The sequence below is a fragment of the Sphingomonas endolithica genome (assembly GCF_025231525.1).
GTDB classification, from domain to species: Bacteria; Pseudomonadota; Alphaproteobacteria; order Sphingomonadales; family Sphingomonadaceae; genus Sphingomonas; species Sphingomonas endolithica.
On sequence record NZ_CP103057.1, the window covers coordinates 2,938,002 to 2,958,681 of the forward strand.

The window sequence follows — 20,680 nt, forward strand, 5'->3', positions numbered from 1 at the left end:
CTCTACGATTGGCCCCCGGCCACCGCCCGGGGACATAGTGTTCGCCAAGTTAATCCTTCCAGCGTGCGCCTATTGTCACACCGTCAACTTGGCGCGATCCAGGCGCAAGGTCGCCGTCAGCCCACCGTCATCCCAATCATAGTCGATCGATCCGCCCAGCTGCCGCGCGACACTGCGATCGACCAGCTTGCTGCCGAACCCGGCTCGTTCCGGCGGTGCCGAAACGGCCGGACCACCGCGCTCCATCCAGATCAGGCTGATCATGGTGCCGTCGGATGTGCTGGAGACATCGAGCGTGCCGGTCTCGACCGATAGCGCACCGTATTTCAGCGAGTTCGTCGCCAGTTCGTGGACGACCAGCGCCAGGCTCGTCGCGGCGGCTTCGCCCACGCCCATGCGCTCGACCGCGACGCGGATGCGTCCGCTGAACGCGCCGAGATCGTCATAGGGTGCGAGGAGGACGGAAAGCAGATCCCCCAGCAGCGCCGCCTGTCCCTGTCCACCCGGCAACGGTCGAACCAGGTCATGCGCGCGACCGAGCGCGGTCAGGCGCTGCGACATTTCGCGCGCCATGTCGGCCGTGGTCTCGGTCGATCGCGAGGTGATCTCGGCCAGTCCTGCCGCGATCGCCAGCAGGTTCTTCACCCGGTGGCTCATTTCCCCGGCGAGCAATTCATGCCCTTCCTCGGCCTGCTTGCGCCCGGTCACGTCGAGGAAGATGCCGAACATGGTGCGCCCGACGATGCCGACGTCCTGGCCCTGGCCACGGGCCGATACCCACCTGACCTCGTCGTCGATCATGACCCGGAAATCGGTTTCGTACGGCCCCAGCACCGCGCGCGTCGCGGCAAAGCCGGCGCGAACCCGGTCCCGGTCCATCGGGTGGATATGCTCCGATAGCTCCTCGAACGTGACGGTCTCCCGCCACGGAATGCCCCAGAGCTCGAAACCGCGCTCGTCCATGGTGAAATGGTCGTCGTCGACGTTCCACGCCCAGAGCGACACCCCGGCCGCCTCGACCGCCAAGCGGAGATTCTCCGGGTTCCAGGAATGTGGAGCGGGAAGTTCGGATGTCACGTTAGCAGAGGTCCCCGAAATCGATGGCAAATCCGCCGCGACACGGAGGATCCGCTCCTCTTTGCAGCATCCGGGCCAGTTGCTCAACCAGAAGCGCGGAGGGCGCACTTTTCTTGCCGCCGGCGCGCGCGGCGGGGGTGGCGTGATGCCGCAATCAGCTTGCTTTGCTCACTGTTCGACCGCAAGGCACGCGGCCAGGTGGATAGGCTTAGGATTGTGCATGGCTGCGTCTGCTTTCGATGATCATCTCGCCGGCCGGCGTTTCGAACTGCTCGTCCAATCGGTGACGGACTACGCGATCTACATGCTCGACCCAGCTGGTCGGGTCGTCACCTGGAACCCCGGCGCCGAGCGTTTCAAGCTCTACGCGGCAGGAGAAATCGTCGGCGAGCACTTCTCGCGCTTCTTCACGCCGGAAGACCGCGACGCCGAACTACCGCTCAAGGCACTCGAAACGGCCGCGCGCGACGGCCGGTTCGAGGCGGAAGGATGGCGCGTGCGCAAGGACGGCACCCGCTTCTGGGCGCATGCCGTGCTCGATCCGATCCGATCGGACGACGGATCGCTGATCGGCTTCGCCAAGATCACGCGCGACATCACCGAGAAGCGGCGCCTGGAACAGGCGAGCTTCGACAGCGAGTTGCAGTTCCGCCTGCTGGTCCAGGGCGTGCGCGACTATGCCATCTACATGCTCGACCGGGATGGCCTGATCACCAGCTGGAATTCCGGTGCGCGCGCGATCAAGGGCTATGAGGAAGTGGAAATGCTCGGGCAGCATTTCTCGCGTTTCTACACGGCGGACGATCTCGCGCGCGGCGCACCAAAGGCTGCGCTGGAGACCGCCTTGCGCGAGGGCAAGTTCGAAGCGGAAGCGCAGCGCGTCCGCAAGGACGGCTCCTTGTTCTGGGCCCATGTCATCATCGATCCGATCTACAACGAGGCCGGCGAGCATGTCGGCTTTGCCAAGATCACGCGCGACATCAGCACGAAGCGCCAGGCCGAAGAGGAGTTGCGCGAGGCACAAGCTGCTTTGCTGCAGTCCCAGAAGCTGCAGGCGCTGGGCGAACTCGCTGGCGGCATCGCGCACGATTTCAACAATCTCATGACGGTGATGAGCGGCTCTGCCGATTTCCTGCTGCGGCAACCGGACATGTCGGTCGAGAAGCGCAATCGCTACCTGCACGTCATGCTCGAAACGGCGGAGCGCGCGACCAGCCTCACCTCGCAGCTGCTGGCCTTCGCGCGCCGCCAGCCGCTCGAGCCGGAGGTGATGGATCTCAGCGTGCGAATGGATGCGATGGGCGAGATGCTCCAGCGCACGCTGGGCGGCCAATACGACCTGCAGCTGGATCTCTCGCCGGCGTTATGGCGAGTCGAGATCGACCCCACTGGGCTGGAGACCGCCCTGCTGAACGCGGTGTTGAACGCCCGCGATGCGATGCCGAACGGCGGACAGATCACCATAGCGACGAAGAACCTCACCCAAGCCGATGGCGACATGGTCGCGCTGTCGATCAGCGATACCGGTGAGGGCATTCCGCGCGACAAGCTGGAGCGCGTCTTCGAACCGTTCTTCACCACCAAGCCGACCGGCAAGGGCACTGGTCTCGGGCTGTCGCAGATCCATGGCTTCGGGATCCAGTCCGGCGGGGCGGTCAGCATCGAATCGGAAGTCGGGCGGGGCACGACGGTCCACATCCTGTTGCCGCGGACGACCAAGTCCCTGCGGCACGATACCGATGGCCGGTCGGACATTGCGATCCCGGCGGGGCTGCATGTCCTGCTGGTGGAGGACAGTGATCACGTCCGCTATTTTGCCCGCGAACTGCTCGAGGATTTCGGATGCATCGTCGTCGAAGCGGCCAACGGCGAGGAGGCGCTCGGGCATTTGCGCGAGGGCGCGTTCGACATCGTCTTCTCGGACATCGTCATGCCCGGGATCAGCGGCCTCGATCTTGCCCAGAGGATCCAGCACGATCATCCCGATCTGCCCGTGCTCCTGGCCAGCGGGTATAGCAGCAAGCAGTTCATTCCGGTGGATCAGCGCGAGTTTCCGATCCTCCGAAAGCCCTACAAGCTCGAAACGCTCGCCGCGAGCATCAACCAGCTGCTCGGCGCGCGCTGAACGGCTACGTCGCGTGAAAAGGGCTTAACGTCGCGCTTACCCTGGTTCGGAGCATCCTACGCGGGCCATGCGCGTTGAGCCGATGCGCGGGTGCGCAAAGGGAGTTGGTTATGCGGGGTTCCTTGATCGCGATTGCGTGTGTTCTGGCGCTGGCCGGCTGTGGCGGCGGCGATGGCAGCATCGAACAGGGCCCGCCTGCGGCAAGTCCGACACCGTCGCCGACGCCCAGCCCGACACCCACGTCCAGCCCGACCCCGACGCCCGCCGTGACAGCCGTCAACCAGCGTGTCGTCGCGACCTTCGACAATCCCTGGGCGATGGTGTTCCTGCCCGATGGCCGCATGCTCGTCACCGAGAAATCGGGCCAGTTGCAGCTCGTCACGCAATCGGGCGGAAAGACGGCTGTGGCCAACGTCCCGCGCGTGACGTTCCAGGGCCAATTGGGGCTGCAGGATGTCGTGCTCGATCCGGACTACGCCGCCAATTCGCGGATCTGGATCACCTATGCCGAGCCCGCAACCGGTGGCCAGCAACTTGCGGTCGCCCGTGCGACGCTCAGCCTCGCGGCGGCGCCGCAGCTGAACGATGTCACCGTCATCTGGCGTGCCACGCCTGCCACCACCGGTGGGCAGCTTGGCGGCCGGCTGGCCTTTGCGCCGGATGGCCGGACTCTGTTCGTCAGCAGCGGCGAGCGGCAGCAGGGCACGCCGGCACAGGATCTCTCCGGCACGCTCGGCAAGATCGTGCGCATCAACCTGGACGGTACCGCGGCCGCGGGTAATCCGTTCGCCTCCACCGCCAATGCCAAGGCGGAGATCTGGTCGCTCGGCCACCGTAATCCCTACGGGCTGGTGTTCGCCTCCGATGGGCGGCTGTTCGAATCCGAAATGGGGCCGGCTGGCGGAGACGAGTTCAACCTGATCGAGACGGGGCGCAATTACGGCTGGCCGCGCGTCTCCGAAGGCGACAATTATGACGGAACGCCGATCCCGCGCCACGCCACCGATCTGTCCTTCAGGGCGCCATTGGTAAGCTGGACGCCGGTGATCGCGCCGGGCGGCATGATCCAATATCGGGGATCGGCCTTTGCCGGGTGGACCGGCGATTTCCTCCTGGCGGGGCTTACGCAGCAGGGCATTGTCCGCGTCCGCGTGAATGGCGGCCAGGCCGGCGAGGTCGCGCGGATCAGCCTCGGCAGCCGCACTCGGGAGATCGAGGAAGGACCGAATGGTTCGCTTTGGGTGCTGCGGGACGGCGACAATGGCGCACTAATAGAGCTTTCCCCGCGCTGACGCGCTAAAGGGCGGCAATGATCCGCCTTACCGAATTGAAGCTGCCACTCCACCATGCCGACGAAGCGCTGCCGGCCGCAATCTGCAAGAGGTTGCGGATCGGGCCGCGGGATCTCGTGCGGCATGTCGTCGCCCGCCGTGCGCATGATGCACGCGACAAGGCGAACATCGAACTGGTCTATTCGATCGATGTGAACGTGCGGAACGAAGCGGCGGTGCTCGCCCGCTTCCGCAAGGATCGGCAGGTGCAGCTCACCCCGAACACGAGCTATCGACCTGTCATGAAGGCGCCCGTCGGCACGATGCGGCCGGTGGTGATCGGCGCCGGCCCCTGCGGCTTGTTTGCCGGATTGATACTGGCGCAGATGGGCTTCCGCCCGATCATCCTCGATCGCGGCAAGGTGGTGCGCGAACGGACCAAGGATACCTGGGGGCTGTGGCGTCGCGGCGTGCTCGATCCGGAATCCAACGTGCAGTTCGGCGAGGGCGGCGCCGGCACCTTCTCAGACGGCAAGCTCTACAGCCGCATCAAGGACGATCGGCATCTCGACCGCAAGGTGCTGACCGAGTTCGTCAAGGCGGGCGCCCCGCCCGAGATCCTGACCGAGGCGCATCCGCATATCGGCACGTTCCGGCTGGTGAAGATGGTCGAGACGATGCGCGAGACGATCGAGGCGCTGGGCGGCGAATACCGCTTCTCCACGCGCGTCGACGGAGTGGATGTGGCGACCGACACCACGGGCGAACGCCGGATACGCGGCCTGCACCTCCATGATGGCGGTTATCTGGAGGCCGAGCGCGTCGTACTGGCGGTTGGCCATAGCGCGCGCGACACGTTCGCGATGCTGCACGAAGCGGGCTTCCATGTCGAAGCGAAACCCTTTTCCATCGGCGTGCGGATCGAACATCCGCAGGGTTGGATCGATCGCTCGCGATTCGGCGCCGATGCCGGCAACCCGATCCTGGGTGCCGCCGAATATCATATCTCGCATCATTGTTCGAACGGGCGCACCGTCTACAGCTTCTGCATGTGCCCCGGCGGCACGGTGGTTGCGGCGACCTCGGAAGCAGGCCGGGTCGCCACCAACGGCATGAGCCAATATTCGCGCAACGAGCGCAATGCGAATTCGGGGCTGGTCGTCGCGATCGACCCGGCACGCGATTATCCAGGCGATCCGCTCGCCGGCCTCGCGCTGCAGCGCCATTGGGAGGAGCGCGCTTATGTCGCGGGCGGATCGACCTATGCCGCGCCCGCCCAGCGGCTCGGCGATTTCCTCGCTGGCCGGCCCTCGACGACGCTCGGCACGGTGGTCCCCTCCTACCAACCCGGCGTCCGGCCGACCGATCTGGCGGCATGCCTGCCCGACTTCGCCGTCGCCGCGATGCGCGAGGCACTGCCCGTGTTCGGGCGGCAGATCGAGGGCTATGACCATCCCGACGTGGTGATGACCGGGGTCGAGACGCGCACCTCCTCGCCGGTGCGCTTCACGCGCGGCGACGATCTGCAGAGCCTCAACACCGCCGGGTTATTCCCGGCGGGGGAGGGGGCGGGCTATGCCGGCGGCATCCTCTCCGCCGCGGTCGACGGGATCCGGGTGGCCGAGGCGCTGGCGCTGAGCATCGCGGCGGCTTGAAGCGAGCCTTCCACCCAACCCGTCACCCCGGACCTGTTCGCTACTTATACCTGTCGAGCACTTAACGTCCGTCATCCCCCGCGCAGGCGGGGATCCATAATCTGGACGTTGATGATTTCGCCGCTAGGTAATCCACTATGGATTCCCGCCTGCACGGGAATGACGATTACGGGTCGGATCGCTGTAACTGCCGAACTGTTCCGGGGGTCCGCCAAGCCGCTTTCGACACGCCCGTTCTGCGAGGTCTAAGCAGGCGCCACGGCGGACTTCGGAACGGGGCCGCGATGACATTGTGTGTTGGGTCGGTGCCAAACTGATAACCTACATCCACCCGTTCGTGTCGAGCGAAGTCGAGACACTTTTTCAGGGGCAGGTGCCCCGACTCCACTCGATACAAGACGGACGTAAATCACCCGGAGCCATCACCGTCGCGCACCCTTCGACGCGCCAACGGAGCACCCCGCCTGATCGCAGTTTTCTTGGCGCAGCGATCAGGATACTCTCCCCTCTCCTCTTCGCCACAGTCGCCCGGGGGGCGCATACAAAAGGTTGTCACGATGAGCTTTGTCACGACACAGGACGGCACCGAAATCTTCTACAAGGACTGGGGGTCCAAGGACGCGCAGCCGATCGTCTTCCATCATGGCTGGCCCTTGTCTTCGGACGATTGGGACGCGCAGATGCTGTTCTTCCTGGGCGAGGGCTACCGCGTCGTGGCGCACGATCGCCGCGGTCACGGACGCTCGGCGCAGGTCGGCACCGGCCACGATATGGATCATTATGCCGCCGATGCCTCGGCGGTCGCCGAACATCTCGACCTGAAGAACGCGGTGCATATCGGTCACTCGACCGGCGGCGGCGAAGTCGCGCGCTATGTCGCCCAGCATGGCCAACCGCAGGGTCGCGTCGCCAAGGCGGTGCTGGTCAGCTCGGTGCCGCCGATCATGCTCAAGACCGAGCAATATCCGGGCGGCTTGCCAATCGACGTGTTCGACGGCTTCCGTTCAGCCCTTGCTGCGAACCGCGCGCAATTCTTCCGCGATGTCGCCGCCGGCCCGTTCTACGGCTTCAACCGCGGCGGTGCGACGGTGCTGGAGCCGGTGATCGACAATTGGTGGCGCCAAGGCATGATGGGCAGCGCGCTCGCGCATTACGCCGGCATCAAGGCATTCTCCGAAACCGACCAGACCGAGGATCTCAAGGCGATCACCGTGCCGACCTTGGTGCTGCAGGGCGACGACGATCAGATCGTGCCGTACAAGAACGCTTCGGAGTTGCAGGCCAAGCTGCTGCCGAATGCCAAGCTCAAGATCTATCCGGGCTATTCGCACGGCATGCTGACCGTCAACGCGGCCGAGCTCAACGCCGACCTGCTCGCTTTCATCCGCAGCTGATACCCACGCGGTGACGGTGCCCCTGCGGAAGCAGGGGCCCAGAGCCCGGAGCGCGGCGCCCGTGATCTGAATTCCTGCCGTGTCAGATCACGGCGCCGCGACTCTAGCGTACGCTACCCAAGATGGCGCGCGCCATGCGCCGGTCGGGCACCAGCCATAGCGCGATCACGGCGATGTAGATCGCGATCGCCGCCGCGCGGCTGACAAAGGCGATTGGCACGGCGACGGCGTATAGCAGGATGCTGCCCCACCCTTTCCAGTCGCGGCCGACCGCTCTGGCCACGGTGGAGGCGGGGCCATTGCAGGCGATGATCGCCCGTTGGGTCAGCTGAAACCCCACCGCCGCCATGCCCAGCACGATCCCGTACGCCGCGGTCGCGCCGACCGCGAAATGGCTCTCGTCGTGCCAGCGGATCACGAATGGCACCAGGCTGAGCCAGAACAGCAGGAACAGATTGGCCCACAGCACTCGGCCATCGATCCGGTCGGTGGCGTGCAGCAGGTGATGGTGGTTGTTCCAGTAGAGCCCGACATTGACGAAGCTCAGCACATAAGCGAGCAGCACTGGCAGTTCGGCCGACAGCGCCGACAAGTCGCCGCCCCGCGGCACTTTCAACTCCAGCACCATGATCGTGATGATGATGGCGATCACGCCATCGGTGAAGGCTTCCAGCCGGCCCTTGTTCATGGGGAAACTCCTATCCCGCGCTCAGGCGCGCTGGCGTGGCGGTCCAACCCCGCTGCTACGACGCCCGCCCGCCGATCCAGGTAGAGCGCACTTCGCCATTATCCGCCAGCGCCACGAGGTCGGCGGCGTAGCCGACGGCGATTTTGCCGAGGCGATGCTCCAGGCGGAGAAACGACGCCGGGTTCCGGCTCGCCATGTTCAATGCCCGCGCCTGCGTGACGCCCATCATCGCTTGCGCATTGCGCACAGCACCGGCCATGTCGAGATCGGATCCGGCCAGCGTGCCATCGTCGTTGATGCAAACGCCGTCGATCACCTGCACCTTGTGTCCCTGCAGGACGAAGCTCTTGTCCACCTGCCCGACGCTCGGCATCGCATCGGTGACGAGCATCAGGCGGTCAGGGTTCGCCATGGCAGCGATTCTGAGCGTCGCGGGATGCACATGCCGGCCATCGACGATCAGCCCGCTCCACGCCTTGGCATCGAGCGCCGCCCCCACCACCCCCGGCTCGCGCGAGGTAAGTTGCGACATAGCGTTAAAAAGATGCGTAAAGCCCGTCATTCCGGCAGTCATCGCTGCAGTTATTTCGTCATAGCTGCCGTTGGTATGGCCCGCCGCGATGATGATGCCCGCCGCTGCCAGCCGGGCGATCATCGCCGGATTGGTCTGTTCGGGCGCGAGCGTGACGAGCGTGCGGCCGTGTTTCAGGCCGGTGATCGCCGCGACGCCGGTTTCGTCCAGCGCGATGATCTTGTTCGGGTCGTGGATTCCCTTGCGATCCCTGTTGAGGAACGGCCCTTCGATATGGATGCCGAGCACCCCCGGCACCCCGGCCAGGATCGCCGCGTCCACCGCCGCAATGCCCGCGCGCACGACCGCGAGATCGTCGCTGATCAGCGTCGGCAGGAAACCCGTTGTCCCAAAGCGGCGGTGTGCGGCCCCGATCGTGGCGATGGTCTCCACGCTCGGCGCATCGTTGAACAGCACGCCGCCGCCGCCATTGACCTGCGTGTCGATGAAACCGGGGGCAAGGACCGCCCCGTCAAGATCGCAGCGATCGGCAGCAACTGGGATGTCCTGCTCCCCGACGACGGCAACGATCCTCTCACCATCAAGGATCACGGCCAAGTCATCGACCAGCGCGTCGTCGATGAGGGTGGAGCAATTGAAGAGCGCAATAAACATTATATGGTTTCAGTCACTTTGTGCAGGTGCGGCGGCGAATCGGGATCGAAGCCACGCGCGACTGATAGCGAGTTGACCGCACGGTAGAACGACTGGATCTGCAGCATCGGCTCGATTGCCGAAGGCGCCGCGATCGTCGGCAGCGTCACCGCGCCCGTCAGATCCGCGCCCGCACAATAGACGGTGGCGCCTTGACCGAGTGCTTCGGTCACGAGCGCATCGACGCCCACGGCGGTTTCGTCGTCCTGACGAAACACCAGCAGCGGGAAATCCGGCCCGATCAGCGCCATTGGCCCGTGCCGCACCTCCGCTGCACTGAATGCCTCGGCATGAAGCCCGCAGGTTTCCTTGAATTTCAGCGCCGCCTCCTGGGCAATGCCGAGCCCCAACCCGCGTCCGATGACGTACAGACCGTGTGCGTCGATCAGCCCGTCGACGAGCGGCGTCCAGTCCATGGTCCAGGATTGGGCGAGCAGCGCCGGCGCATCGTCTAGTGCGGCGGACAGGCCGGCATCGTCGCACCAGGTGGCAACCAGATCGAGGATCAAGGCCAGCGAGGCGATATAGCTCTTCGTCGCGGCGACGCTGCGTTCCGCTCCGGCGTGTAGTGGCAGAGTCACGTCGGCAATCTCTGCCAGCGGTGAGTCCGCCTGGTTGACCATTGCCGCGAGATACGCGCCGCCTGCGCGCCCGGCCTCGACTGCGCTCAACAGGTCCGGACTGCGACCGGATTGCGAGATGGCGATCAGCAACGTGTCCTTGGCCTGCGCCGCGGCATGGTAGACCGAACTGACCGACGGCGCGGTCGAGGTGACCGGCAGGCCGATCATCGTTTCGATCAGATATTTGGCAAAGGTCGCGGCATGGTCGGAGCTGCCCCGCGCGATGGTCGAGACCGCACGTGGCGGGTGTTCGCGCAATCGCCCGCCAAGCAATGTCAGAGCGGCACGGTTCGCGACCCGCTGCCGCGCGACGACCGCGCCCGCTTCTGCCGCCTCGGCAAACATCAGGGTCGCTTCGGACACGATGCTCATGCCAGCGCGTTCAATTCGGCGACGAAGTCATACGCGTCGCCGCGATACCAGCTGTGCGTCGCCTCGATCGCGCGGCCATCCTCCAGGAACCCGCGGCGTTCGATGAACAGCCCCGGCGCGCCGGCTTCGATGCCGAGCAGTTTCGCCTGCGTGGCGGTGAACAGCACGGCGCGCAGCCGCTGCAACGCGCGCACCGGGCGATGCCCCGCCGCCTCCAGTGCCGCATATAGCGAGACGCCGACTGCCTCGAGGCCGGGCAGGCCGAACCCCGGCACCGTCGAATATTCCAGCGCCATCGGCTGCTCGTCGGCATAACGGATGCGGTGAAATCGGAAGACGCGCGAGCCGGGACTGAGGCCCAGCGTCAGCGACTCGTCCGAATTCACCGTGCCCTCGGTCTGTGTGATCCATTCGCTGCGTGCAGTGCGGCCGCGAGCCGCCATGTCCTCCGAGAACGATGTCAGCTTGGAGAATTGCTTCTCGACCCGGCCGCCGACGAACGTGCCCGCGCCCTGCCGGCGGGTCAGCAAACCATCTGCCACCAGTCCGTCGATCGCTTTGCGGACGGTAATGCGAGAAATGCCGAATTCGACCGCGATATCGCGTTCCGGCGGCAGCGCCTCTTGCGGCCGCAGCGCGCCTGCCTCGATCCCGCGGCGCAAGGCATCCTGCATCTGCTGGTATAGCGGTGCGCGATTACTGTCGCCCAAAACACCGATCTTGTCGGTGAGACTCGTCATGCCGCGCATCCCCCTCGATCACGATCTTCAACCGTGTCGTTCATGTTCGCCCGCAATCCATAATACCAATGAGAGACCTATTTCCATTAAAAAATGACACTGCAGCCCCAGCGGGCGCAAAATAGATGCTTGACGCTGTCATTGGTATGAAACATGTTCTGATGATTGGTCTGGCATTGGTCATAACGAATTTGCCGGATCGATCAGGGACAATGGGGAGAACGGCAATGACCGTATTACGACTTCTGTCTGCATCCGTAAGTTCGTTCGCGCTTGCCGCCACAGCACAGGCGCAGGGCATTGACGCGCCGACCAACAGCGCGCCGGCCGGAGCGGTCCAGTCCGCGCCAAGCGACACGGGCAGCGACGACGATGTCATCGTTACCGGTATTCGCGGTTCGCTGCGCCAGTCGGTCGAGGCCAAGCGCAATTCCAGCGTGATCGCCGACATCATCTCGGCCGAAGACATCGGCAAGTTTCCCGACAAGAACGTCGCCGAAGCGCTGCAGCGCGTGCCAGGTGTCGTCATCAACCGCACGTTCGGCGAAGGAGAGCGGGTATCGCTGCGCGGCACCGCTCCGAACCTTACCAAGACGCTGGTCAACGGCCATGCCATCGCCACCGCCGACTGGTTCATCGAGGAGCAGCTCGCCGCCACGCGCAGTTTCAACTTCCTTACCCTTCCCGCCGAGATCGTCGGGCAGCTCGACGTCTACAAATCGGGCCAGGCGGATGTGGAGGAAGGTGGCATCGGCGGCACGATCAACGTCCACACGCGCAACCCGCTCGATCTCAACGCCTTTACCATCTCCGCCTCGGTACAGGGCGTCTATACCGAAAAGCGCGATTCGTTCGATCCGCAGGCATCGGGCCTGGTCAGCTGGAAGAACGACGCCGGGACGTTCGGCATCCTGGTCGGCGGCGTCTACCAGAAGCGCGATATCCGTCGTGACGGCCTCGAAGTGCTCGGCTACCAGCCGGTGACCGTCGCGGGCCAGACCGCACAGATCCCATCGCTGATCGGTTCGGCGTTGTTCCAGCAAGAACGCGAGCGCTATGGCGGCAACATCGCGCTGCAATTCCGCCCGTCCGACGATCTCGAGATCAACCTGACCGGTCTGTATTCAAGGTTCGGCGCGAACAATTTCAACCAGAACTATCTGGCCTGGGGGTCGCGAGCACTGGGCGGCGTATCCCGCACCGTGAACGGCGTCGATACCACCGTTCCGGGCACGTTGAGCAATGCTGTGGTACGCAATGGCACGGTCGTGTCTGGCACGGTCTCGTCGCCGACCAATGCCAACGGGGTGGGGTTCGATCCCGCTGGCCGCGCCGCCGTATACGATGCGATCGATCGCACCGCGTTTGCCAAGACTCTGTCGGGCGATGCCGATTTGATCTGGCACCCGAGCGACGTGTCCACGCTGCATCTCAAGATTGGCTACACCAAGGCCAATGGCAACACCGAGTCGCAGCCATTTTACGAAGGCGCGGCACCCGGCGCGTTCACCTTCGACATATCGGGCAAGGTGCCACAGGTAAGCTTCACCGGCATCGATCCGACCCAGCCCGCCGACCTGATCCTCGACTTCGCCTCGCTTCACAAGATCACCAACAAGGACGAGGAGAAGTACGCCTATGTCGATTACGAGCATGAGGTGGACTGGGGGGCGCTGCATGCGATAAAGTTCGGCGGCAAGTTCACCGATCACGATCGCGTCACGCGATTTCTCGCCACCACCTACGGCGCCTTCTACCTCAATCTGGTTGGCACCGGTTGCGGCGGGCGCCCGTGTACCTCGACCGATTTCGCCGGTGGCGGCACGCCCGGCGACTTCCTCGATGGCGTCGCGCTGCCCGACACGCTGACCAACTTCTTCCAGGTCGATCGCACCAAGCTGCAGAATATCCTCAACGGGCTTCCCGCGACGGCCCGCGAGCGCATCCTCAACCCACCGGAAAACTATTCGATCAACGAGAAGACCTATGGCGGGTATGCGATGGCGAAGCTGGGCGGCAAGGAGGATGGCTGGAACGCCAATTTCGGCTTGCGCGTGATCCGCACCGATCAGGGTTCGCGCGGCAATCTGCTTGGCGTGCCCGCCAACACGCCAGGTGCCATCACCACCAATGCCTTTGGCGTCTACGTGCCGGTCCAGGTGAAGCGCAGCTATACGGATTACCTGCCCTCGGCGAACATCAGCGTCGATGTGACGCCCAATGTCGTCGTCCGCTTCGGCGCCAGCCGCAGTGTTGCGCGACCGGATTATACCGACATCGTACCGCGCGTGTCGCTCAATCCCGGCGCGCTGAGCGGTGACGGCGGCGACCCCTCGGTCGAGCCGTACCGTTCGAACAATTACGACGCGTCGATCGAATGGTATCCCGATCGCGACACGATCGTCGCCGCCGCGCTCTACTACAAGGATATCTCCTCCTACATCGTCAACCGCACGGTGCAGGAACGCTATCCGGTGCAGAATGCGACCAACCCGAATGCGTCGCGCTGTATCGTCTCGCCGACGTCCACGGTCGCCAATCCGCTGTTCGATTGCCTGTTCGACATCAACCGCCGCTCGAACGGTTCGGGCGGCACCAACAAGGGCGCCGAATTCCAGGTCTCGCGGCCAATCGCCTGGGGGTTCGGAGCGATCGTCAACTACACCTATTCGGACGCCAAGTCGGATTCGGGTGATCCGATCCCAGGCAATTCCAAGCATGCGCTGAACGTGACCGGCTATTACGAGAATGATTTCGCATCCCTGCGGCTGTCGTACAATTACCGCTCGAAATTCTTCGTCAACATCGATCGCGCGGCGCCGCTTAACCAGAAGGCAACAGAGTCGCTCGATGCATCGGCGAGCCTCAAGGTAACGGACAACATATCGCTCACTGCCGATGCGGTGAACCTGACCAATGCCAAGATCGAGCAATATTCCGGCAGCGAAGACCGCTTCCGCGCGATCTACGACAATGGCCGGCAATACTATGTCGGCGCGCGCTTGCGCTTCTGATACCACGGGCCGGACGTGCATCCGGCCCGTTCCTCCTCTTGCCCAAGGGGCTTGCTTGTGCCGCGCGTGATCCGGTTTCTCAGCATGGTTGTCGCAGGCCTGCTCTACATATCTACGGCGGCGGCCCAGGCGCTGCTCCCGGCGCCGCAAGCGATGACCGCCGGGGTGGGCGGCGTCACGCTCACCGCGGCGACCGGCGTCGCGCTGCCGCCCGGCGATCGCGGCACGCGAAACGCCGCGGCGCGCCTGAACGACCTGCTGGCGAAGACCGGCGGGCCATCGCTCACCCCGAAAGCGGCCGGCAAGATACGCTTCGAACGCCTGCCCGGCCTGCCGGCGGAGGGTTACCGGCTCGTGACGTCCGCCACTGGCGCGACGATCACTGCCAGCGACGATGCCGGCTTGTTCTACGGCGCCGTATCCTTGTGGCAGTTGGCTAAAGCGGGCGCGAACGGGATGTTCGTTCCGGCGGTTACCATTGAAGATGCGCCGCGGTTCAGATGGCGCGGGCTGATGCTGGATAGCGCGCGCCATTTTCAGTCGCCAAACTATGTGCGCCGGCTGATCGACGCTATGGCCGCCAACAAGCTCAACACGTTGCACTGGCATCTGGTCGACGATCAGGGCTGGCGGATCGAAATCCGCAAATACCCCCGCCTGACCTCCGTTGCCGGGTGGCGCCGGCCCGCGACCGCGCCCGGCGCCCCGCCGCTACCCCGCACCGGCGGGTTCTACACGCAACGCCAGATCCACGAGATCGTGGCCTATGCGGCGGCACGCAACATCACCATCGTACCCGAGATCGAGATGCCCGGCCACGCGCTGAGCGCGATCCGCGCGTATCCCAGGCTCGGCATGGGCGTGCCGATTCCGACCGGCACGGAGAGCGACTGGGGCGTGTTCCCGTGGCTCTACAATACCGACGACTCGACGTTCCGCTTCCTTGAGGACGTGCTCGATGAGGTGATCGGCCTGTTCCCATCGCAATACTTGCACATCGGCGGCGACGAGGCGGTCAAGGATCAGTGGAAGGCGTCGCCGGCCATCCAGGCGCAGATGAAAAGCCTCGGCATCGCAACCGAAGATCAACTGCAGAGCTGGTTCATCCAGCGCATCGGCCGCTATCTGGCCAGCCACGGCCGCAAGCTGATCGGCTGGGACGAGATACTCGACGGCGGGATTACGCCGGGCGCAACGGTGATGTCGTGGCGCGGGATCGATGGCGCGGTGGCGGCCGCCAAGGCCGGGCACGACGCGATCCTCTCGCCAGCGCCGACGCTCTATCTCAATCACCGCCAGGGCGTCACCGCAGCGGAGGGCACCGGGCGTGGCGAGTTGATCACGCTCGCCGACGTCTACCGCTTCGACCCCGCGCCGTCTTCGCTTCCGGCGGCGCAGCAGCGCCATATCCTGGGAGTGCAGGGCAATGTCTGGACCGAGCATCTGCGCCGCGAGGAGATGGTCGGCGCATATGCCTTCCCTCGCGCCGCAGCGATTGCCGAGATCGGCTGGTCGCCTGCTGCGACGCGTGACTGGAGCGATTTCGTGCGCCGTCTCGCACCGCAGATGGCGCGCCTTGCCGCACTCGGCATCACGCCGAGCGATGCGTTGTTCCGCACCGTCGCGATGCTCTTTCCGGAGCATGGCCAAGCCAGAGTCACGCTTTCGACGCAATCTGCTCTGCCGTTGCGCTACACGACCGACGGCACGGCACCGGGCCGAGCGTCCCCGCTCTATGCCGGGGCACTGACACTGCCGACCGGCACGCGGCTGCGTGCGGCCAGCATCCTCGACGACGCGGTGATGCCGGGCGCGATCGACCTACGGCTTACCGCTCCGGCGCTGCGGCATCGTGACGACACGGAACTCGAGCTCTGCACACAGGGCATCGCGCTGCGCCTCGCCGATGATGCGCCTGCCAAGGAGCCGCGCGCCGCATTCCTGCTGGATGTCGCCAATCCCTGCTGGATCTATCAGGCGGCGCCGATGGACGGGGTGCGGGCCATCGCAATCGCCGTCGGCCAAGTGCCGTTCAACTTCCAGATCGGCCGCGACGTGGACAAGATACGGTTTCGACCACCGGCAACACCGGCCGGTGAGGTCGAGGTGCGCGATGGCTGCGCGGGGCCGCGGGTCGCCGTGTTGCCGCTTGCTCCTGCAGCGCAGCGCGCAGGGATCACCACGCTCACCGCACCGCTTGCCGCGCTGTCTGGCGCGCATGATCTGTGCATCACCTACACGGCCAAGGGCGTGAATCCGCTATGGGCGATCAGCGGCGTGCAATTGGTGACGCAGTGATCGTTCTCCACGCGCCGATGGCAGGCTGGGCGATGCCGCTGGACCAAGTGCCGGATCCCGTATTCGCCGAACGCATGATGGGCGATGGGTTCGCGATCGATCCGCTCGACGGCGTGATCCGCGCGCCGTGTGATGCGCGGGTCATTGCAGTCGCGGCGACGCGGCATTCGGTTACCTTGCAACTGGGCAACGGTGCCGAGCTGCTGATCCATGTCGGCCTCGAAACCGTTGCGCTGGCGGGTGTCGGCTTCACCGCCAAGGTGGCCGATGGTGAGCAGGTAAAGCTCGGCCAGCCGTTGCTGGAAGTCGATCTCGACGCCGTGGCGCTCCACGCCAAGAGCATGGTGACGCCGATCACCGTCATGAACGAGGGCTTTGCCCTGCGGGTGCTCGATCTCGATCGGCGCGTTGCCGCGGGGCAGGCGATCGCAGAGATCAGCATCGTGCAGTCGACAGCCTGTTTCCCCGGCGTAGGCCGGGATCCAGTCGCGGGGCAGCCGGTAACAGCCGCTGCGCCCGACCACTTGGTTCATCACGACTGGGTCCTGGCTTCCGTCGAGGAGCTGAGCGATACTGCTCAGCTGACCATGCGCGTGCCGCTCGCCAACGGCGTGCATGCCCGGCCAGCCGCGCGCATCGTCGCCGCGCTCAAGCCGTTAGCCTCCGACGTTACTATCACCGCCCGCGGCGCGCCGGCAAACGCACGTAGCATCGTCGCGTTGCTCGGCGCCGGCATCGCCCACGATGACGAGATCGAAATCGCCGCGCGCGGTCCCGATGCGCGCGCTGCCGTCACGGCGGTGGCAACGCTGATCGAGGATGGTACGCACGAGGCGGTGCACGCGCCGGTATCGTCGCCCGCTGCCGATCGCGGCGACGGCTTGATCCAGGGGGTACGCGCGGCGCCGGGGCTGGCCGTTGGCGCGATATTCCAGTGGCACCCAACCGACGTTGCTGTGCCCGAGCATGGGAATGGCGAAGCGGCCGAGATCGCGGCCTTGGCTGGCGCACGTCGCTCGTTGCTGGCAGCCGCCGACGGGCATCAAGGCGCAGGTGCGGAGATCGCAGGGGCGCACAATGCCTTGATCGACGATCCCGAGCTTATCGCGGCAGCGCAAAGGAGCATCGCGCAAGGCAAGAGCGCCGCCTTCGCGTGGCGTAGCGCGATCGCTGGCCATGCCGATGCGATCCGTGCGACCGGCGATGCGTTGCTGATAGAGCGGATCGCCGACCTGAAGGACATTGAGCGGCAGGTCATCGCGCTGCTCACCGGCACCGACGCGAGCTTGCCGGTGCCGCCCCGCGGTGCCATCGTAGTCATTGACGAACTGTTGCCGTCGCACTTCGCCGTCCTGACCGTCGCAGGGGTAGGCGGCATCTGTACCGCGTTCGGCGGCCCGACCGCGCACGCGGCGATCCTGGCCGCTACAGCCGGCATTCCGATGGTGGTCGCAGCCGGCCCCGCCATCCTCGATCTGCACGACGGCAGCCGTGTCATTCTGGACGCGGATCGCGCAACGCTGAATCCGTCGCCGGATGCCGCCGCGCTCGATGCCGCCGCCGCGCGTCAATCGCGCAACCAGTTGCGCGTCGCCGCCGAAGCACGATCCGCGCAAGACGATTGCCTGATGGCCGACGGAACGCGGATCGAGATCTTCGCCAATCTCGCGAGCGTGGAGGAAGCGGCGTACGCCGTGACCCTCGGCACCGAAGGCTGCGGGCTGCTGCGCACCGAATTCCTGTTCCTCGACCGCGCGATCGCGCCGGACGAAGACGAGCAATGCGCGGTCTATGCAGCGATCGCGGCCGAGCTGGAGGGAAGGCCGTTGATCGTGCGCACGCTCGATATCGGTGGGGACAAGCCGGTCGCCTATCTGCCCTTCGCGCATGAGGACAATCCGGCGCTGGGCGCCCGCGGCATCCGCTTCTCGCTCGCCCGTCCCGATCTGCTCGCCGCTCAATTCCGGGCGATCCTGCGCGGCGTGCCCGCGGCGCAATGTCGTATCATGCTGCCGATGGTCGTCGATGCCGGCGAGCTTGCCACCGCGCGCGCCATCCTGGACGAAGCGCGCGCGGCGCTCGGCATCACCGCGCCGGTGCCACTCGGTGTGATGATCGAGACGCCGGCCGCGGCCATGCTCGCTGGGAGTCTGGCGCGGGATGCCGATTTCCTGTCGATCGGCAGCAACGATCTGACGCAATATGCGCTCGCCGCCGATCGCGGCAATCCGGCGGTAGCCAGCATGGTCGATGCACTTCACCCTGCTGTGCTGCACCTCATCGCGCGCGCGGCAGAGGGTGCGCGTGCGCATGGCCGCTGGTTCGGTGTGTGCGGCGGCATCGCCTCCGATCCTGTCGCCGCGCCCATCCTGATCGGTCTCGGCGTCACCGAATTATCCGCGACACCCGCCGCCATCCCGGCGCTCAAGGCGGCGGTTCGCCGGCTCGACATGGCCGGGTGCAAGGCGATCGCAGCACTCGCGCTTACCGCCTCGACCACGCGCGACGTCCGTGCTCTGCTGGAGACCGAATGATGCGCCTGAGGTTCGACGCCCTGCAGCCGCTCGGCCGCGCGCTGATGCTGCCGATCGCGGTCCTACCTGTCGCCGGCTTGCTGTTGCGCCTGGGCCAGCCCGATCTGCTCGACATCGCGTTCATCGCCGCGGCGGGTGATGCGATCTTCACCAATCTGGGGCTGATCTTCGCCATTGGCGTCGCGATAGGGCTGGCGCGCGAGAATAACGGGGCCGCGGGTCTCGCCGGGGCGATCGCCTATCTCGTGACGATCGAGGGCGGCAAGGCGCTGCTGGCGGTGCCGGCGGACGTCAGTGCGACTTTTGCCGACCAAGCGGCGCAGGGCCTGGCCACCGCCGCCTGGAAGGTCAAGGAGCTCGGCAAGCTGAGCGTGCCTGCCGGCATCCTATCGGGGCTCGTCTCGGGCTGGCTCTACAATCGCTATTCCGGGATCAAGCTGCCCGATTATCTTGCCTTTTTCGGCGGCCGCCGCTTCGTGCCGATCGCCGCGGGCTTTGCCGGGCTGATCGGCGCCGCGATCTTCGGGCTCGGCTTTCCGGCGCTGGAGACCGCAATCGACACGCTCAGCCGTTGGGTGGTCGGTGCCGGACCGTTCGGACTATTCGTCTACGGTACGCTCAATCGGCTGCTCATCGTCACCGGGCTGCACCACATCCTCAACAATATCGCTTGGTTCATCCTGGGCGATTTCCATGGTGCGACAGGGGATTTGAAGCGCTTCTTTGCCGGCGATCCCAACGCCGGCGCGTTCATGAGCGGCTTTTTCCCGGTCATGATGTTCGGCCTGCCCGCGGCGTGCCTCGCCATGTACCACACGGCGCTGCCCGACCGGCGCAAGGCCGTTGGCGGCATGCTGCTCAGTCTTGCCCTCACATCGCTCCTGACGGGCGTGACCGAACCGATCGAGTTCACCTTCATGTTCCTGGCGCCCCTGCTCTACGCGGTGCACGCGGTGCTGACCGGGCTGGCCATGGTGATCATGAACGCGCTCGGCGTGAAGCTTGGGTTCGGTTTCTCCGCCGGCCTGTTCGATTACGTGCTCAACTACGGGCTGGCGACCCGGCCGCTGATGCTGCTGCCGGTGGGCGCGCTGTATTTCGTGCTCTATTACGCCGCATTCCGCTTCTGCATCGTGCGGTTCGATCTGAAGACGCCGGGCAGGGACGCGGTTGCGGCACCGGTGACATTGCCGGCGGACGCACCGAACGACCGCGCGGCCAGCTTCGTCGCGGCGCTGGGCGGGGCCGCCAATCTGCGGACGATCGATGCTTGCACGACGCGGCTCAGGCTCGAACTGGTCGATGTCACGCGTATTGACGAAGCGGCGCTCAAGGCGCTCGGCGCGCGCGGCCTGTTCCGCCCGGGCGGGCAGGGGTTACAGGTCGTGCTCGGGCCGATCGCCGACCAGGTCGCAGGCGAGATGCGCAATGTCGTGCGCACCGCACCGTCGCCCGTCTTGGCCGACCCGTCCTGGCTAGCGGCGGTTGGTGGCACAGCGAACGTGATCGACATGCAAAAGGTCGCCGGACGATGGCGCGTGCGCCTCGCCGATAGCGCCCGAGTTGATCGCGCCAAACTAGACGCGGCAGCGTACCGCGGATGGAGCGAGGTCGCGCCGGGCGTCTTGCATCTGCTCGACGGCTAAGACCAGACAGCCGCCGGC

13 protein-coding genes are annotated in these 20,680 nt (G+C 65.5%); 8 read left to right on the plus strand and 5 right to left on the minus strand.

Annotated elements, in window-relative coordinates; all coding sequences use genetic code 11:
* Positions 1–75: 75 nt before the first annotated feature.
* Positions 76–1,026 (minus strand): sensor histidine kinase, encoded by a 951-nt coding sequence (locus tag NV382_RS13835; protein WP_260597312.1) that lies wholly within the window; start codon positions 1,024–1,026, stop codon positions 76–78.
* A gap of 271 nt (positions 1,027–1,297) precedes the next feature.
* Here NV382_RS13835 and NV382_RS13840 point away from each other — a divergent pair, with 271 nt between their 5' ends.
* The 4 genes from NV382_RS13840 (at position 1,298) to NV382_RS13855 (ending at position 7,522) form a co-directional block, all read left to right on the plus strand.
* Positions 1,298–3,202: a hybrid sensor histidine kinase/response regulator gene (locus NV382_RS13840; protein ID WP_260597313.1), complete on the plus strand. Its 1,905-nt coding sequence runs from the start codon at positions 1,298–1,300 to the stop codon at positions 3,200–3,202.
* Between the two features lie 110 nt (positions 3,203–3,312).
* A complete protein-coding gene (locus NV382_RS13845; RefSeq protein ID WP_260597314.1) occupies positions 3,313–4,494 on the plus strand; it encodes a PQQ-dependent sugar dehydrogenase in 1,182 nt (393 codons plus the stop codon).
* 17 nt (positions 4,495–4,511) lie between these two features.
* On the plus strand, positions 4,512–6,128 hold the full coding sequence (locus tag NV382_RS13850; protein WP_260597315.1) for an NAD(P)/FAD-dependent oxidoreductase: 1,617 nt from the start codon (positions 4,512–4,514) through the stop codon (positions 6,126–6,128).
* 557 nt (positions 6,129–6,685) lie between these two features.
* Entirely contained in the window at positions 6,686–7,522 is an 837-nt protein-coding gene (locus NV382_RS13855) for an alpha/beta fold hydrolase (RefSeq protein ID WP_260597316.1), read from the plus strand.
* 103 nt (positions 7,523–7,625) lie between these two features.
* Here the strand turns inward: NV382_RS13855 and NV382_RS13860 are convergent, their stop codons facing one another.
* Genes NV382_RS13860 through NV382_RS13875 form a run of 4 tightly spaced genes read right to left on the minus strand, consistent with a single transcriptional unit; the run spans position 7,626 to position 11,170 of the window.
* Entirely contained in the window at positions 7,626–8,210 is a 585-nt protein-coding gene (locus tag NV382_RS13860; protein ID WP_260597317.1) for a TMEM175 family protein, read from the minus strand.
* A 55-nt stretch (positions 8,211–8,265) separates the two neighbouring features.
* A complete protein-coding gene (nagA, locus tag NV382_RS13865; RefSeq protein WP_260597318.1) occupies positions 8,266–9,396 on the minus strand; it encodes an N-acetylglucosamine-6-phosphate deacetylase in 1,131 nt (376 codons plus the stop codon).
* On the minus strand, positions 9,396–10,430 hold the full coding sequence (locus NV382_RS13870; protein ID WP_260597319.1) for an SIS domain-containing protein: 1,035 nt from the start codon (positions 10,428–10,430) through the stop codon (positions 9,396–9,398). The genes nagA and NV382_RS13870 overlap by 1 nt, the downstream gene beginning before the upstream one ends.
* Positions 10,427–11,170 carry a GntR family transcriptional regulator gene (locus NV382_RS13875; protein ID WP_260597320.1) on the minus strand — a complete coding sequence of 248 codons (744 nt, stop codon included), beginning with the start codon at positions 11,168–11,170 and terminating at the stop codon, positions 10,427–10,429. Before NV382_RS13875 ends, NV382_RS13870 begins: the two co-directional genes overlap by 4 nt.
* A gap of 227 nt (positions 11,171–11,397) precedes the next feature.
* Between NV382_RS13875 and NV382_RS13880 the strand changes: the two genes are divergently transcribed.
* From NV382_RS13880 to nagE, 4 genes are read left to right on the plus strand one after another with little or no spacing between them, the layout of a single operon-like run.
* Positions 11,398–14,184: a TonB-dependent receptor gene (locus NV382_RS13880; RefSeq protein WP_260597321.1), complete on the plus strand. Its 2,787-nt coding sequence runs from the start codon at positions 11,398–11,400 to the stop codon at positions 14,182–14,184.
* A gap of 57 nt (positions 14,185–14,241) precedes the next feature.
* Positions 14,242–16,482: a beta-N-acetylhexosaminidase gene (locus NV382_RS13885; protein ID WP_260597322.1), complete on the plus strand. Its 2,241-nt coding sequence runs from the start codon at positions 14,242–14,244 to the stop codon at positions 16,480–16,482.
* Positions 16,479–19,016, plus strand: coding sequence for a phosphoenolpyruvate--protein phosphotransferase (gene ptsP, locus NV382_RS13890; RefSeq protein WP_260597323.1), 2,538 nt, complete (start codon positions 16,479–16,481; stop codon positions 19,014–19,016). The genes NV382_RS13885 and ptsP overlap by 4 nt, the downstream gene beginning before the upstream one ends.
* The gene (nagE, locus tag NV382_RS13895) at positions 19,016–20,662 is read left to right on the plus strand and encodes an N-acetylglucosamine-specific PTS transporter subunit IIBC (RefSeq protein WP_260597324.1); all 1,647 of its coding nucleotides are present in this window, start codon (positions 19,016–19,018) and stop codon (positions 20,660–20,662) included. The genes ptsP and nagE overlap by 1 nt, the downstream gene beginning before the upstream one ends.
* Positions 20,663–20,680 lie beyond the last annotated feature (18 nt).

Bases quoted from the DNA above. Each gene is read 5' to 3' on its own strand.
- NV382_RS13850 (WP_260597315.1), top strand. From the start codon at position 4,512: ATGATCCGCCTTACCGAATTGAAGCTGCCACTCCACCATGCCGACGAA.
- NV382_RS13870 (WP_260597319.1), bottom strand. From the start codon at position 10,430: ATGAGCATCGTGTCCGAAGCGACCCTGATGTTTGCCGAGGCGGCAGAA.
- NV382_RS13875 (WP_260597320.1), bottom strand. From the start codon at position 11,170: ATGACGAGTCTCACCGACAAGATCGGTGTTTTGGGCGACAGTAATCGC.
- nagA (WP_260597318.1), bottom strand. From the start codon at position 9,396: ATGTTTATTGCGCTCTTCAATTGCTCCACCCTCATCGACGACGCGCTG.
- nagE (WP_260597324.1), top strand. From the start codon at position 19,016: ATGCGCCTGAGGTTCGACGCCCTGCAGCCGCTCGGCCGCGCGCTGATG.
- NV382_RS13845 (WP_260597314.1), top strand. From the start codon at position 3,313: ATGCGGGGTTCCTTGATCGCGATTGCGTGTGTTCTGGCGCTGGCCGGC.
- NV382_RS13860 (WP_260597317.1), bottom strand. From the start codon at position 8,210: ATGAACAAGGGCCGGCTGGAAGCCTTCACCGATGGCGTGATCGCCATC.
- NV382_RS13840 (WP_260597313.1), top strand. From the start codon at position 1,298: ATGGCTGCGTCTGCTTTCGATGATCATCTCGCCGGCCGGCGTTTCGAA.
- NV382_RS13880 (WP_260597321.1), top strand. From the start codon at position 11,398: ATGACCGTATTACGACTTCTGTCTGCATCCGTAAGTTCGTTCGCGCTT.
- NV382_RS13855 (WP_260597316.1), top strand. From the start codon at position 6,686: ATGAGCTTTGTCACGACACAGGACGGCACCGAAATCTTCTACAAGGAC.